Origin of the sequence: Veillonella tobetsuensis, assembly GCF_002959935.1 — a bacterium.
In the GTDB taxonomy this organism is placed as follows: domain Bacteria; phylum Bacillota; class Negativicutes; order Veillonellales; family Veillonellaceae; genus Veillonella; species Veillonella tobetsuensis.
In genome coordinates this window covers 70929-86718 of sequence record NZ_PPDF01000005.1, presented here as the reverse complement: position 1 = coordinate 86718, position 15790 = coordinate 70929, and the positions used below count along the sequence as shown (strand labels likewise).

17 protein-coding genes are annotated in these 15790 nt (G+C 35.5%); 4 read left to right on the top strand and 13 right to left on the bottom strand.

What is annotated here, in order from left to right:
* Positions 1-233: 233 nt before the first annotated feature.
* From VTHSUH11_RS02235 to VTHSUH11_RS02225, 3 genes are all read right to left on the bottom strand, one after another.
* Positions 234-1613, bottom strand: a complete 1380-nt coding sequence (locus tag VTHSUH11_RS02235) for a DUF438 domain-containing protein (RefSeq protein ID WP_244899967.1) — start codon at positions 1611-1613, stop codon at positions 234-236.
* Between the two features lie 223 nt (positions 1614-1836).
* Positions 1837-2190, bottom strand: coding sequence for an energy transducer TonB (locus tag VTHSUH11_RS02230; protein ID WP_342352073.1), 354 nt, complete (start codon positions 2188-2190; stop codon positions 1837-1839).
* Positions 2191-2214: 24 nt separating this feature from the next.
* Positions 2215-2661, bottom strand: coding sequence for an energy transducer TonB (locus VTHSUH11_RS02225; RefSeq protein WP_105092499.1), 447 nt, complete (start codon positions 2659-2661; stop codon positions 2215-2217).
* Between the two features lie 386 nt (positions 2662-3047).
* Here VTHSUH11_RS02225 and VTHSUH11_RS02220 point away from each other — a divergent pair, with 386 nt between their 5' ends.
* The 4 genes from VTHSUH11_RS02220 to VTHSUH11_RS02205 all read left to right on the top strand — a co-directional run bounded on the left by VTHSUH11_RS02220 (position 3048) and on the right by VTHSUH11_RS02205 (position 6783).
* Positions 3048-3989, top strand: coding sequence for a metal ABC transporter solute-binding protein, Zn/Mn family (locus tag VTHSUH11_RS02220; RefSeq protein ID WP_105092498.1), 942 nt, complete (start codon positions 3048-3050; stop codon positions 3987-3989).
* A gap of 105 nt (positions 3990-4094) precedes the next feature.
* Positions 4095-4826, top strand: a complete 732-nt coding sequence (locus tag VTHSUH11_RS02215) for a metal ABC transporter ATP-binding protein (protein ID WP_105092497.1) — start codon at positions 4095-4097, stop codon at positions 4824-4826.
* A complete protein-coding gene (locus tag VTHSUH11_RS02210) occupies positions 4823-5686 on the top strand; it encodes a metal ABC transporter permease (RefSeq protein ID WP_105092496.1) in 864 nt (287 codons plus the stop codon). Before VTHSUH11_RS02215 ends, VTHSUH11_RS02210 begins: the two co-directional genes overlap by 4 nt.
* Positions 5683-6783 carry a metal ABC transporter permease gene (locus tag VTHSUH11_RS02205; protein ID WP_105092495.1) on the top strand — a complete coding sequence of 367 codons (1101 nt, stop codon included), beginning with the start codon at positions 5683-5685 and terminating at the stop codon, positions 6781-6783. The genes VTHSUH11_RS02210 and VTHSUH11_RS02205 overlap by 4 nt, the downstream gene beginning before the upstream one ends.
* 109 nt (positions 6784-6892) lie before the next feature.
* Here the strand turns inward: VTHSUH11_RS02205 and VTHSUH11_RS02200 are convergent, their stop codons facing one another.
* The 10 genes from VTHSUH11_RS02200 to VTHSUH11_RS02155 all read right to left on the bottom strand — a co-directional run bounded on the left by VTHSUH11_RS02200 (position 6893) and on the right by VTHSUH11_RS02155 (position 15771).
* Complete coding sequence (locus VTHSUH11_RS02200) at positions 6893-8458, bottom strand: RNA-directed DNA polymerase (protein WP_105092494.1); 1566 nt, start codon at positions 8456-8458, stop codon at positions 6893-6895.
* Positions 8451-8690, bottom strand: a complete 240-nt coding sequence (locus VTHSUH11_RS02195; protein ID WP_105092493.1) for a hypothetical protein — start codon at positions 8688-8690, stop codon at positions 8451-8453. The genes VTHSUH11_RS02200 and VTHSUH11_RS02195 overlap by 8 nt, the downstream gene beginning before the upstream one ends.
* Before the next feature lie 455 nt (positions 8691-9145).
* Positions 9146-9634, bottom strand: coding sequence for a GNAT family N-acetyltransferase (locus VTHSUH11_RS02190; protein WP_105092492.1), 489 nt, complete (start codon positions 9632-9634; stop codon positions 9146-9148).
* Positions 9635-9773: 139 nt separating this feature from the next.
* Positions 9774-10193 (bottom strand): GNAT family N-acetyltransferase, encoded by a 420-nt coding sequence (locus VTHSUH11_RS02185; RefSeq protein WP_105092491.1) that lies wholly within the window; start codon positions 10191-10193, stop codon positions 9774-9776.
* Between the two features lie 18 nt (positions 10194-10211).
* Positions 10212-10409, bottom strand: coding sequence for a hypothetical protein (locus VTHSUH11_RS02180; protein ID WP_244899966.1), 198 nt, complete (start codon positions 10407-10409; stop codon positions 10212-10214).
* A gap of 107 nt (positions 10410-10516) precedes the next feature.
* Positions 10517-10840, bottom strand: coding sequence for a hypothetical protein (locus VTHSUH11_RS02175; RefSeq protein ID WP_105092489.1), 324 nt, complete (start codon positions 10838-10840; stop codon positions 10517-10519).
* A gap of 307 nt (positions 10841-11147) precedes the next feature.
* Positions 11148-12881, bottom strand: coding sequence for an AIPR family protein (locus VTHSUH11_RS02170; RefSeq protein ID WP_181143906.1), 1734 nt, complete (start codon positions 12879-12881; stop codon positions 11148-11150).
* A 21-nt stretch (positions 12882-12902) separates the two neighbouring features.
* Positions 12903-13628 (bottom strand): TRM11 family SAM-dependent methyltransferase, encoded by a 726-nt coding sequence (locus VTHSUH11_RS02165; RefSeq protein WP_105092487.1) that lies wholly within the window; start codon positions 13626-13628, stop codon positions 12903-12905.
* Between the two features lie 12 nt (positions 13629-13640).
* Positions 13641-14945, bottom strand: coding sequence for a type II restriction enzyme (locus VTHSUH11_RS02160; RefSeq protein ID WP_105092486.1), 1305 nt, complete (start codon positions 14943-14945; stop codon positions 13641-13643).
* Positions 14938-15771, bottom strand: a complete 834-nt coding sequence (locus VTHSUH11_RS02155; protein WP_105092485.1) for a DNA adenine methylase — start codon at positions 15769-15771, stop codon at positions 14938-14940. Before VTHSUH11_RS02155 ends, VTHSUH11_RS02160 begins: the two co-directional genes overlap by 8 nt.
* Between the last annotated feature and the right edge of the window lie 19 nt (positions 15772-15790).

Genomic DNA, 15790 nt, shown 5'->3' with positions numbered 1-15790 from the left:
ATCTAGATCCTCACCTTTAAATATCTTAGTAATTTCTCTTGTAAAAGTATATTAATTTATGAAAATATGATTTTTGCAAATACTTTCATTATTTTCTATTTTACCTTTTTCAACCAAATTTGTATACACAAAAGAGATGAATAAAAGTAAATTATTGTATGTTTATTTTGAATTAGTGCAACATATTTTGTAATAACAAAAATTGATAACTATTGTAAGCCCTCTAAGTCTATTCAAGTATCATCGACCTCTTCTGCGGCCTCTTGAGCTAGGGATTTATCATTACCATTATTATTATCTGTATTTCCTACAAAATCAGTCTTATCCCAAGTCAACAAGGTACGAGAGCCTTCAAGTTCACGAATATGAGTACAATCTTGCATCATTTCTAAGACACCGCGGAATTTACCATTTTCATCGCGCACGGCCGTGTAGATAACATAGATAAACAATCCCGGTTTATTGATCCAGAATTCAGCTTGGTTTTGCTCACCAGAACAAAATTTCTCTACGATTTCTTCTACAACATGAACAGACTTAGCAGGATGACAATTCTTCACTTCACGACCAATAACATTGGCACTGCGAGGGAATATACGATGTGGCGTATCACTGTAAAACTTAACGAGTTCATTTTCATCAACATAAGACAAGTCTACTGGAAGATGACGGAACAGCAAATTGATTTGCTCTAAGGTCAACTTGCCTGTCGCCACATCGAGGACTGTATCCTTACCAACTTGTGCTCCACCTACAGGACCTACATACTTAGATAATAAGCCTGCTAAATCATTTAGAAACTCATTAGATACTGCACTATTATGACCAGCAGTATTTCCATTTAATGAGGCTGCGGAATCGTTAATACCTGGCACGACATATAAACCTGGTGCGTTAATAATAGCATAACCGATTTCATGGTCATTTTTGCTCATGCGCACAAACTCTTCATCGCTTAATAGTTTAAAGGATGTTGGCAATAAAACTTCTAACTCCTTAGAGTTCAAATCACGTAACTTTGCCAGTGTTTCTGGAACAGATGCTAAAAACTCCTCATATTTATCTTCACGAAGCAATGCGTAGGATGAAGAGATAGAATCGCGCACGCCATCATCAAAGGTCCACATAATCCGCGTTGGACGATCAAACCCATGATTTTCTAACATTGGATATAATTGATTTTGCTTACGAGATAGATGGATACGCCATTCTGCTAAGGAATCAAAAACACCAAGCCAAGGATTTTTAATAAACTTATCTTGTTTTAACAATTCATCCGCTTCAAGAGCTACCTTTTCAACCGCATTAATTTCTTCTAAATAAGCCCACAACGGATGATTCTCTGGGTACTCATTTTCAGCACGTACTAATACACCGTCAAATAAATTCAACAAATCATCCATCTTGTCTAGTATTTCTTCATCCTTATAGACACCTTTCAAACTTTGCTCTGCATAAGCAAATTCGTCAGGCGTACAAGTGCCTAACTTTTCTTTTAAAATACGGTTACCCTCTTCCAAGGACAATTTACCGTCTAAATAATCCTCTTTAATAGATACAATAATTCTGTACCGTTCGTTATTAATGTCTAGCTTTTGCTGTAATGGATTCATACGCTTATACCTCCACGGGTCAAAGACTATTAGTATATACAATATATTATTACTATATTAAATATAATTTCATTATATTCTTTTTGAAAGTAATTTTCAGTTGCCGCGGATACATTTTCCAAGATAATTGAGCCACAAAATACTTTCCCCCCATATAATTAAACCCTTAAGTACTTTCACTAGCACATAAAAAGACACCCATACAATGTATGAGTGCCTTCTATTAATTTCTAAAATCAATGTATTCAGTTTTAGAAGATGCTACAGGATTGCCATTGCTATCTGTAGCAGGAGTAAACTTCCATTTTAAAACGGTTTCTAAGACAGCAGCATCTACGCCATCATTACCTGTAGTATTTAGTAATTGTACAGAAGATACCGATCCATCCGTATTAATAGTAAAGCTCACACCTACACTATTAACATCACCAGAATAACCCTGTAATACGCTAGTATCCAAAGATGGAGTGGACACAGCTTTAGGTGCTTCATACGGTGCTGCCATAGAAACGGCTACAGTTGTAGACATGATTAGGGTCATTAATGCGACACGCCGCAATATACTACTCATCATCATTCTCCTTATTCACTCTCAATTGCTTTAATTGGCTTTTTTACTATTATCTGTTTGCTCAGTTTGCGTTTTATTCACAGTCAACGTGCCATTACCCGACTTCACAGGAGCATTTTCCTTTGGTAACGTAATAGTCATACCAATAATAGAGGCATGAGCCTTTTGATCCACCCCAATAGCAGGTGTGAATTCCCATTGTTTAATAGCCGTTTTCACAGCCTCATCAACTGGTGCATAGCCAGAGGATTGTTCTACAAAGACATTCTCTACCTTCCCTTTTTTATTAATCAAAAAGCGAACGCGCATATCCTTTGCCACTACGATATTTGGAGGAATCGTTGGCATTACAGGTTTAACAATAGTCACCTCTCTTGGTGCTTCTATAAATTTTGCTGCATCAGCTGTATAATCGCCTAACATGCTGAAAGATGCAACAAGTGCAGCTGTAACAGTATAGCGTAAAAGTTTATTCATAATAAGCCTCCTTAGTAGCTTTAATCTTTTTATATATAATACTAAATAAAGATGAATATTTAAAGAATATTTTTTATTGATAATTTTTCTCATTTATGTTATATTGAGTATAACTTAAATGAACGGAATTAACATATCTCACTGATGTGGCAAAAAATTATAATAAGGAGGTTCATCATGAGACGGAGAAAGCGTATTCAAATGAAAGTCATGATGGTTCTTGGTATTGTAGCCCTCATAGGGCCAAACCATCTACAAGCTCTTCTGCATTAAACGACCGTAATCTAGCAGAAAGTCATCCATATTCCCTTAGCCGCTATATGAGTAGCGGCTTTTTTCTATACTGGTAAAGCCAAATTACGAATGTACATCATAGGAGGATTATTATGAAGGTTAAACAATCTCTATTACTCGCTTTTTCTTTAGTTATTATGATATTTGCACTTGTGGGTTGTGGCAAAGATACGGCCCAAGAAGGTTCTAAAAAATTAAACGTCGTTGCCACTACGACGATGTTAACGGATTTAGTAAAAGAAATTGGCGGTGACCATGTGTCTGTACAAGGACTCATGGGTCCTGGCGTAGACCCTCACCTCTACCAAGCAAGTGCCGGCGATGTAACAACTATGTCTAAGGCAGATGTTGTGGTGTACAACGGTGTTCACTTAGAAGGTAAAATGGGTTCTATTTTCGACAATTTAACAAAACAAAATAAAGCTACTATCCGCGTATCCGATGCCATTGACCCAGCTACATTGCTAGACTTTGACGAAGAAGATGGCGTAAAGACAAAAGACCCTCATATTTGGTTCGATGTAGCAAATTGGAAACTTGCAGCCAAGGCTGTATACGAAGGACTTTCAAAAGCAGATCCAACTCACAAAGAGGATTTCAAAAAACGCTATGATGCATACCTCACTAAATTAGATGAAACAGATGCATACATTAAAGCACAAGCAGAATCTATTCCTAAAGAATCTCGCGTTCTCGTAACAGCACACGATGCCTTCCAATACTTTGCTCGCGCTTATGGCTTTGAAGTAAAAGGTTTACAAGGTGTAAGTACTGCTACAGAAGCAGGCACACAAGATGTGAATGAACTTGTTCAATTCATCGTAGATCACAAAATTAAAGCCATCTTCGTAGAATCTTCTGTGCCACACAAAACAATTGAAGCCGTTCAAGAAGCAGCTAAGGCTAAAGGCTGGAACGTTGCCATCGGTGGCGAATTATACTCCGACTCCCTCGGTTCTGAAGGCACTGAAGGCGGCACATATATCGGTATGGTAAAAGCCAATATCGATACCATCGCTAAAGCACTTAAATAATAAATAGTATTTCAAAACAAGGGGCTAGAAAAATTACGCCCCATATAAGTACAAGTGCTACTAGCAATATCAGCTAGTAGCACTTATTGATAAAAGGAGGTCTCTATGGAATGGGCTGTTGAAGTTGAAGATATGACCGTAGCCTATACGACAAAACCCGTGTTATGGGACGTAGATATGAAGGTACCCATCGGTTCCTTAGCGGCCATCGTCGGCCCTAACGGAGCCGGTAAATCTACATTATTAAAGGCCATGTTAGGCCTATTAACAGTTATCTCCGGTAGTGTTAAGTTTTATATCGACCACCACCTTGCGATGGACAAAAAGGATTACAAGAAAATCGCCTATGTCCCTCAAAGCGGTAGCGTAGACTGGGACTTTCCTACTACCGTATTAGACGTTGTACTTATGGGCCGCTATGGTCATCTAGGTTGGTTCAAACGACCAAGTAAAAAGGATAAGGAACTCGCCCTCTCCATGATTGAAAAAATGGGCATGAGCGACTATGTAAACAGGCAAATTCGTCAACTTTCAGGGGGCCAACAACAGCGTGTATTCCTCGCAAGAGCCCTCGTACAAGAGGCAGATATTTACCTCATGGACGAGCCATTCAAGGGCGTCGATAAAACGACGGAACACGCCATTATCTCTCTTTTACAAGAAATGAAAGCGCGAGGCAAAACGGTTATCGTCGTACACCACGATTTAAATACGGTACCTCAATATTTCGACTGGGTAACGATGGTCAATAAGCAAACTATTGCCTATGGGCCTGTGGCAGAGACCTTTACAGACGAAGCCATCGAGCGCACCTACGGCAAGGGGAGGATTGTATGACCATACTCCAATCCTATACGACACAGATGGTATTGCTCGGCACGGCTCTCTTGGGCCTTGCCAGTGGTATTGCAGGCACCTTCGCTGTACTGCGCAAGGAAAGCCTCATCGGTGACGGCCTCTCCCACGCGGCACTGCCTGGTGTAGTCATCGCATTCTTGCTGACCGGTATAAAAGACATTGAGGTACTCATTATAGGTGCCGCCCTGTCCTCTATCACTGCGGCGTGGCTCATTACCATTACCGTAGAAAACAGTAAAATCAAATTCGATGGCGCTCTGGCTACTATACTATCTGCTTTCTTTGGTCTTGGTATGGTTCTACTCACCTACCTTCAAAGTCTGAACAATGCAGGTCAGGCGGGGCTTTCAAAATTTATATTTGGACAGGCCGCCACCATATTAGCCCGCGATGTGTACATTACATCGGCGGCAGCGCTCATCATTATCGTTTTAACAGCCTTATTTTGGAAAGAGCTAAAGCTCATTTCCTTTGACATAGAATACGCAAAAACATTGCAAATTCCCGTCACCTTTACACTCATTTTATATCGTTCACTATTGATCATGACCATCATCATCGGCATTCAATCAGTAGGTGCTATCTTAATCAGCTCCCTACTCATTGCACCGGCCGTAGGGGCCCGTCAGTGGACGAACAAGCTAGGTACCATGTGTATACTAGCAGGATGTTTCGGCATGGTATCTGCTATTGGCGGTACCCTTTGGAGTACAACAGTACAAAAACTGCCTACAGGTCCTGCCATCATCGTCATTCTATCGGTTATCGTACTATTGAGCCTCATATTTGCACCTAATAGAGGCATCTTGTGGCAATTCCGGAAAAGAGGTGCCCCATGACAGTACATACAGAGATTTTACTCATCGCCATCGCGGTATCCATCGCGTGCGCTATCCCTGGTGTATTCCTCGTGCTGCGCCGCATGTCCATGATGGCCGACGCCATTACGCATACCGTATTTCTCGGCATCGTGCTTGCTTTCTTTGTAACGGAAGATTTAAACTCTCCTTTGCTTTTAGTAGGGGCAACCGTAGTCGGTGTAGGCACAGTGTGGCTTACAGAGATGATTCATAACACAGGCCTCGTCAACGAAGACGCATCCATTGGTATCATCTTCCCCCTTCTATTCTCCATTGCCATCATCCTCGTCAGTCTCTATAGCGGCAACGCACACCTTGACGTAGATACGGCACTTCTAGGGGAAATCGCGTTCGCTCCGTTCGACAGATGGATTGTCAACTCCATCGACTTAGGCCCTGTATCGCTATGGATTTCCCTAGGGGTAGCGGTCATCAACCTCGTATTAGTTATGCTCTTCTACAAGGAATTGCAGCTATCTACCTTCGATCCACTATTAGCAGGGCTCTTCGGCTTTATGCCTGCCCTCATCCACTACGTGCTGATGACCATGGTGTCCCTAACCGTGGTGGCTTCATTCCAAGCGGTTGGTGCTATCCTCGTTATCGGCCTCATGATTGGACCTGCGGTTATCGCTTATTTATGGACGGACTCTGTGAAAGCCATGCTCACTAGCAGTATCATCATCGGCATTATCTGTGCTGTCATCGGTACGGAAGTCGCTTTCACCCTAGACGTATCCATTGCAGGCGCTATCGCAACAACGATTGGTCTCGCATTATTAATTGCCGTTATTGGCACGCCAAAGACAGGCTATATCGCAACCTATCGTCGCCAACGCCACTTGCGTCGTCACTATCGAGAAACAATGATGCTCTGCCACATCTATACCCATATGAACACACCTGTGGCGGCCATCGAAAATGGTATCGGTACCATTCACGAACACTTGAACTGGAAGCCAGACTATACACACCAAGCCGCAACACATCTTAAGAAACAAGGCTTGCTGTATGTAACAAATGGGTACTATATGCTGACCGATAAAGGTGTGGAGCAGGTTAAAGAAATCATTTAAATGATAAAAATAGCAGTGCTAAATCATTTAGCACTGCCATTTTTCTTATTTTGACAACTTTCAATGAGTACATAGAAACAATATATCAAAAAACTTAAGTTTCATATAATTATTTTTTCTGTACTATATACCTAATAAATAAGTCTTGTTCATGAATCCTAATATCTCTAAAAAATGCTTCTCTTTCGTCCTTAGGAATACCACGCTTAATCATCTCCAAAATTTGCCGTTTTTCCCATAAATCTGCTCTATTATAGTATTCTCTAATTTCAAGAATTTCTCCTCTTCCCAACTTTTCATTCATGGCTTCTAATAACGCTCGACCAATATAATCTCCTGAGTTCCGACGTAACCGCCTAAAAGAATTCAAAAGGATATCTTTATTTATTACAGATGACTCTGCATATAACTTAATCAAATAAACTTGAATATATTCCGGAATATCATTGTTTAGTAACCAATTTTTAAAATCATCTTGAATCTGAGTAATACAAGAAGTTGGAATATCAGGATATTTCAAAATCGTATCTATAAAGTAGGGAATAAATTGAGGATACTTTTCTAAAACTTTAGGCATTTGAGCTAAATAATTATACTGTTCCTGAGCAATAATTGTTTTTATCAAAGTTGTGACTTGCTTTTCATCTAAAACTACACTTTGGTTTGCTTCTTCTAATAATTCTGCTAAATTATATTCTTTAAAATTATTAATTTCTGAATCAGATAGTCGCCTAAACTTTAAAGGTACTAATCCTGCATAACCTCTTATTATAATTGGACTTGTAAGTGTTTTCTTATTATCTACATTAGACTCTAGATTCTTTGAAACCTCAGAGATGTTCCTAATCTTTGTTTTTTGGGTATTTAAAAAAAGACCTTCTTTACTCAAACGATGAATTAGTAAAGCTAGACTATTATGAGCTTCAGCTGCATTTTTAGCAAAAATCCTATAATCATCTACAAATCTACAAAAATCTACACCTTTCGATATTAAGTAGTTATCAACTTCTATCAATGCAACTTCTGCCAATATTCGTGATGCATTAGATCCTACTGGCAATCCATATGAATCTCTATTTGCCCAAAACAACAATAAAGAATTAATCAATTTGATTATATCTCTATTTATATTTTGATTAGAATTCAAAATAGATTCAATCCTATGTATATTAATTCTATCATAGAAATTAGAGATATCACATTCTACAATTACTTTATTTTTTTTATACTTAGATTTGTCAGAAACAACCTCTTTAAACGATGTAAAACTATATTTTCTATCAAATATTTTTTCATCATAACTCCCTAATCGATAAGAAAAAACACGATTCTTACTTTTATTAATCCTCATCTTTTCTATCTCATTAGAAATGCTCAATATTAATGTCAAAAAAACTATTTCATCATATATATCTATCAATGCACACTTTCGATAATCGGCTAAATTTTTCTTTGGGACCAATACATAACCTAATTTATGGATTTTTAGCTCAGAGAAGTTATTTCTATTTATAGATGAGTAAATAGCTTTACAAATAGAATCTCTAAAATCCTTGTTTTTTAATAAATCAATTTCAAACGCCCGATTAAATACCTCAACATCAGTAGTACCTTCACTTATTATATTTTTTATGGCTCTATTACAAGCTTTTGTAATAATAGTTTTATTAAGCATAATTTTCCCTACAATATTCTATCCAATTGTCATACCAATACCACTGCCCAGAAACATCTACACCATAATGGCAATTACGATTCTTCGCATCTTTTTCTTTCCATAATTTTATATGTTTATGCATATTGAAAGAATCAAAGCCCTCATCCTTCATAATTTTTACAATTTCTTTAGGCCAATACTTATTTTTCTCAACCATTTTAAATAATACATGCTCTACATCTTCATGCATTTCAGTTCCAGGACGTATAAACTCTATAGCTTTGTCCGCTTGATTAGGTTTATTTACAGATAATGGAACATATATGATTTTATATGAATAAGATAAAGGTTTAAGCTCCTCGTCATGTAAGTTTAAACTACGTCAACCATTGCTTCCTTAGACTTTTCTAAAAATTTATCAATTATTGCCCTACTTATTAGATTAACACTACGCAACACATAAATTACAAAACTTCAGCTTAAGAACTGTAATTATATTCTTACCTATATTTTATTCCTATAAAAATTTTAACGCAATATTCCTCTATTCGATATCAATTATTTCAAACAATCGATTCTAAATTAATACTTTTAAATCAAATAAATGTAATAAAAAGAAGCTGAAATCAACTAATGAACTACACCCCAAGAATTGGACACCATTTCTGGTGTGCAGTTCATGTAAAGATTTTAGCTTCTTTTGATCTAAAATATAATTCGCATTTGGTACCATTTAGCGCCGCCGTGATCGGATTCAGACTCGCCTTCATTTACAAAGCCAAACTTTGCATAATAATGAATCTTTTCTTCCTTACATGTTAGAATAACACCCTTACGGTTTTCCGCTCTCGCAAGGTCGATGAAAGCCTCAATCAACTTGCCACCTATACCGCGATTGCGACACTCTGGCATTGTATTTAGACCAAATATCATCTGCCATACGCCATTGGGATTATGCAGCGAAGCATCGGCGAACATCTCATCCGTTAAAACTTCGTTATCAGATACAAAACCATCGATAAAACCAATAGGTGTATCGCCGTCAAAGGCAATTAAAAACTGACCTGCATAATAGTCTAATCGCTCCTTAAAAGCCTCACGAGGCGCCGCCTCAGCAGGAGGAAAACAAGTTTCTTCTATATGTGTCACCAAATCTAAATCAGCAGTTGTCGCTTTTCGTATTAATATATCCATATCCTTCTCCATCGTATCTACATATCGGTTTTAGTATATACCTACCGTTTATATAACAAAGGCTACACGTAACTCTATGTACGTGTAGCCTTTTATTAACAATTTGCCCACCTACTTGCTATACAGATTATCCGATCAATTATCTTTTCATATATTTAGGTACACTACGATATTGCATTGGCAAGGAATTCTCTTTTACCTTAAATCCATGTTTCTCATAAAATAGTACATTCTTGCTATCACCAATCATAACATTAATGTACAAGTAAGACTTGTAAGCCTCTTTTACCATTTCTAGCAAATGACCAGCAATACCTCGGCCATGATAATCAGGATGAACTAGTACATAATTGATGAAGCATACCAGCTCGCTATCATCCATGACACGGATAAGACCAACTAAACGGTCACCATCCCAAGCACTAATCACACGAGATGAATTCATTAGAGCCTTGTGTAGACGGTCTGGATATTTACCTACTACCCAACGAACAGACAGAAATAAATCCGCTACTTGCTGAGGCCTAAAATTTCGTTCTTCTGTATACGTAATCGACATAAAAGCTCCTTCAAATGATTACTTTAACGTTCGCATCTCACGGATAAATGCCTCTGCCTCTTGTAGGTTCTTAGGGAACTCAAAATAAATACATTGCTCTTGTCCACAATAAGGATTACGGAAGTCATAGCCGCTCAACAGCAAATACTCGATAATCTTCCATTCTTTGTCATTAGATTTTTTAGGGGCTTTGAACTTCTCGTTCACAAAATACATCTTACCTTTGCATGTGGGACAGGTTTTATTGGTATTAAACAACTCGTAGTTTGTGCCCTCCGACAAAGAGATCCGGCAGTTTACACATACATTTTTATAGCCCATAGTTATTTACTCCCATATGGTTTATGTTGAAAGATTTCTTTTACAATCCCTTCACCAACAATATTTCCGCCTTCCATGATAAAGAACTCAGTACCGGCTTGTAGAGTAGAATAATCTACAGTTTCATAAAGTGGTAGCGCATTAGCTCCTATTTGTTTATCAAAGGTAACATCTTCACCATCAATAAAGTTTACACCTAACAACTGTTCAGAACCCTTTATAACAAGATGAGGGCAATACTTTCCATTATCCAAATTCGGTGGAGTTCCCCTCTTCTTGCTGAAGAAAGTAACTGTACAGCAAATAGTAAAATCTAAATCGCTCATATTAGGCCTCATCGAATACATATACTATATCGCTTTTTAGATATTTAATAATACAATATACTAATTTATATCTACATATTTTCTTCTCTCCCCTTTATTGATAAAGAAAAAATATAAACTTATAAAAAAAGAAGTAATATTTATTAATACACTTACTCTAAATTTAACTAGTTTAGTAATATATATTCTATTAAGTACATGGATTCTATATAATTAATATCATTATCTACAAATATTAAAATTGCAATGTAATCCTATTTACTTTTAAAAAATAACCGTCTTTAAAATAAACGGTCATTTTTCAATCTCAATACTCTATTTCATTAATTATCGTTTCTAACATCTTAGAATACGAATTCTTAAACGAAGAAACAATATCCTTTACACTTTGAACTTTTTCCTTGACAAGTTCTTTATTTTTTAGCCCCCCTTCTAAGGCCGGCCCTAAATTAACATTAAAAGAAATTATGATACTAATAATTTCTTCCCAATATTCTTTTAACTGTTCAAAATCAGAATTATTCTTAAAGCTTAATTTCCATTTATCATTTATTTTTCTTCCAATTAAATCTTCTAAACAGCTGGAAATTGTTGCTATCAATAACATTTTTGAGCCTCGTTTTGATAGAAATGCAATTTGTTTATTCTCTGTTTCGGTTCTATTAGCTCCTTTATCTCTTAACTTATTTTTAAATGTATCAATCGCTTTTGATAACGAATAAACGAAAATAATATGCTCAGCACTAAGTTGATCCATAAATATACTTGTGTATAGTTTATCATCTTCCCAAATACGTTGTTTACCATTATACGCAGTAACACTATCTCCATGATACGCTAAAAGAGTTTGTGCCACAAAATAAGGATCAAATACAACCTTATTTCGTACTTTTTTATCATCTCGCCTACCACCATTATAAAATAAATCAGAATACTTTTTAAATTCTTTACGAAGACGTTCTTGTTGCTTATCATTACTTCTCAAATCCGATGGCAAGATTTTATTCTGCTTATTATTATTATTTATAATTGAATCTATAATTGTCTTGTCACTACATACAATGAATCTACAAGGAATATAGAAGTCATCCTTAATTTGAATTTCTTCAGGAGTGCTTATCGCACCTGTAGTCTGTGCTCCGTTAATAATTGTAATCCCTTTAATCAATAATTTTTTATCATATTCAAAATCATTAACTAGTGCTGTAACACCGTTGTTATAAACCCAAAAATTTTGGGGTTCTTCCTGAACAGACGTAATAATACCACTATTAATAGTATTTTTTCGCCCTCGACCTAAATAACTTCTAGGATTTCCAGAAAAAAGATCCTCTCCCTTTTCTAAAAATAACTGTCTTAACCATTTACCAGATACTGCAGTTACAAAAGATCTCCACTTATCTGTTTGTATTTCAAAACCCTCTTTACAGTCAACATCAATCTCATCCTCAATTGTTATTCTTCTAGTAGAAGTATCATACCACTTTTGAATAGTGTTGAGACCTACTTCCATTGCGCTAATCCTTATAGAGTCACTAGAATATTTAGTATCAACCACAGCTTGTACTTGCTCTTGCATTGTATACATTTCTTCTTCAACTATAGAATTTTTAGTTTCATCTAAATTATGAACATACCAAAAATATATAGTAGATATCTCCTGCGCCTTTATGGCCTCTCGCAACTCAATTACCGCATCACGAATAGTACTAGGAACTTTTTCAACTTCATCTTTAAAAACCCAAGCAGCGGCAGTATTTAAATCACTTGCTTTATTGCCTTTAGCCGTGTCATCCATATTGGGATTAACTTTATTATATGATTGTGCTACAACTGCAACCCCAAGCTCTCTTTCGACAAAAATAAGATCACATTTCTTATCATTTGCTCCATCAGTCAACGCATCTGCAGCTACTGCATCAATATCTTCTATATCAAATCTTAATTGAAGTGCATATAGTAATAATGCATTATCTTTATAATCCTCTTTGAATTTTTTTTGACCCTCAAAATCATTTAAAAATGTAAATTTTCTATCCATATTAATAAAATTCCCTCCCATCTATTTTTTCATTACAAATATATATTCATGCGCTAGCAAAAAAAAGTTATTATCTATAGCTATTCTTTTCCATTTATGAGTTGACTGACAGTTATGTTGCACCTTGATAATAGTATCTTTAAGTTTAAAACCAACTTGTTCAAATCTCTTTAACGTATCAAATCCTAAGTGTCGAATAAAACTTTTTTGACGTATATCTCCTATAATAAAAGCACAATATTTGTTCTTTTTTAATACACGATATGCTTCAATAGCAACTGGTTCCATTGCACTAAGAAAACAATCATAATCAAGTAGCGATATATCTGCTTTTATATCATTGCTATATTTTATGACATTTGCATAGGGTGGATGTGTACATATAAAGTCAATACTATTGTCCTTAATAAAATCTAGATGACGAGCATCCGATAATCGGATTTCAACTTTACCTGTACCTACACCAAAATTTACTTTAGTACGGCATATTTCAAGTGCATCTGGATTAATATCTGTACCGATAATATTTCTATTAAGTAATTTAGCTTCTACTAGAGAAGTGCCTCCGCCGACAAATTGATCTAATATCCAATCTGATTCATTTGAATATCTAATAAGAAGATTTCTAAAAACATATGGTGAACAATTTCCTCTATAATTTGAATCATGTGTAGCCCAATTCCCCCTCTCAGGAAATGACCACACTGAATTATGTTCCAATTGAAAATTATCAGGCTCCCATTTCATAAATTTTGTCCTTTATAAATTTATAAGATTAAAAATCCATTTGATCCAGCCTTGAACTGAACTAGCTCGTCTATTGATCTGACCTTCATTGCAAACATTATATTCACGCATTAAACTTTCTATCGTTTCTATGTCAGGTAAGTCCCCTCCACTATTTATAACCATGTCAAAGCAATCAGCAAAAATCTGATGTTTTAAGATTAACTCAACAAATTTTAATTGCCGTTCCTTATAATTTAACGAAAATACATTGTCACCCAATCTCGTTAAAAACACCTTACTGATCTTATCTTCTCTTTTCTTTTCAAATAATCCTAAATAAGCGCCTGCATTATAATAATAGTCTGACTGTCTTTCATCAAACACCATCAATGCAGCAATTTGTTCTTTTGTCATAGGGTTATCTTTCATATTTTCCAATAACGATATTACTCGTTCAAAAGAATTTGCTTGAATAAATGGTACTTTCAAATCATCATATTGATTATCTTGATAACAAATCTTAGTATTATTTCTAACTTCTATTAAATCTTCAATATCTATTGTCGTATCTTGAAGTGAATAATTTTTTGTTTTTATTAATTCTATAGATGAATAATCATTTATCTCAACAAACCTATACTCAAATAAACGAAAAATCATATTTGAATATATCGAGAAAATCAATCTTACAGGCTTTGTAACCTTGTTGCGCCACAATCTATAGGGAAAATATAGCTGTCTAACATGAAATTCTTCATTTAAGATATTTTTGGCTTCCATGATAACAACTTCATGCTCATTTTCAAATCCGCCATCGATTTCACATTGAGCATTTTTAACAAAAATTTTTTGTTTATTACCTCTTACTGTATCAACTACAAAATCAAATTCACCAGTTCCCATTCGACCACTAAAAGTCTGTACAGTTCCATCAACACCAAGAAAATCATCCAATATACCAGAAATAACTAGAACGTTTATGGCGACGGCCTCTGAAGAAATATTATTAATATCTATCGTTTCATAATCTGGGATTTCAACATAATCCATATTAAAAACTTCTTCTTGTAACTCTGGAATCTCCTTATATAAAAGAAAATCCCCCAGAACATAGGAGCTTCTACTATCTGGTAGGATATTTAAATTATATTTTTTTAAAACTGTCGGCAAAGCAGCTATACAATCCCACTTTGCCATTAATCGCGGCTCTTTAAAGGCTTTTATCTCACTAGCCTTAATATGAAATAGCCCATCTTTAATAACCTTATTAACTATATCATATTTTTCTATGAGCATAGCCCATGCATCATTAGCTGTTATAGATTTATTAGACATTATAAATTAGAACCTCATTTATTTCTCCACGCTTCTTAGCCACACTATTTATACTTCGTTTTGCCTTTACTATTTTAATTTTATACTCTTTATATAATTCTCTAATTTCATCACAATCAGAATTAGACTGAACAAATCGAATACCTTTTTGGGTTAATTTATCACACTCTTCTTTTAGCTCTACTTGATGTTCATATCCAAAACCACCTTCAGTATAACCAGTAAATGAAGATGAAGATGAAATTGGCATATAAGGTGGATCTAGGTATACAAACGAACGTTTATCTAAATTTATTAATGTATCTTTATAATCCCCATTACGAATATCTATATCATTATTTTTAAAATACTTTGAAACAGCCTTTAGTACGGCTTCATTAACAATATTTGGATTCTTATATCTTCCATATGGAGAATTAAACTGCCCCGCTGAATTAACTCTATACAAACCATTATAACAAGTTTTATTTAAATAAATTATACGTGCAGCTTTTTCTATATTAGTCATTTTATTTAAATACTCGTCACGATCCCAAGCTCTAACCTCATAGTAATACTCGGAGGAATTATTGGCCTGATGAATATAAAGTAACTCCAATAATTCATCAAGATTATCACGAACTACCCTATATACATTAATTAACTCATGATTATAATCATTAATTATAGCTCTCTTAGGTTGCATGCTAAACAATACAGCACCACCACCAATAAATGGTTCCACATAAGTAGAACATTTATTATCAACCATAGGAAGAATATCAGATAACAATTGCCGTTTACCGCCTACCCATTTCAATAAAGGACTTAATAATAAATTATTCATCAAACCCCCCTCCTTTACT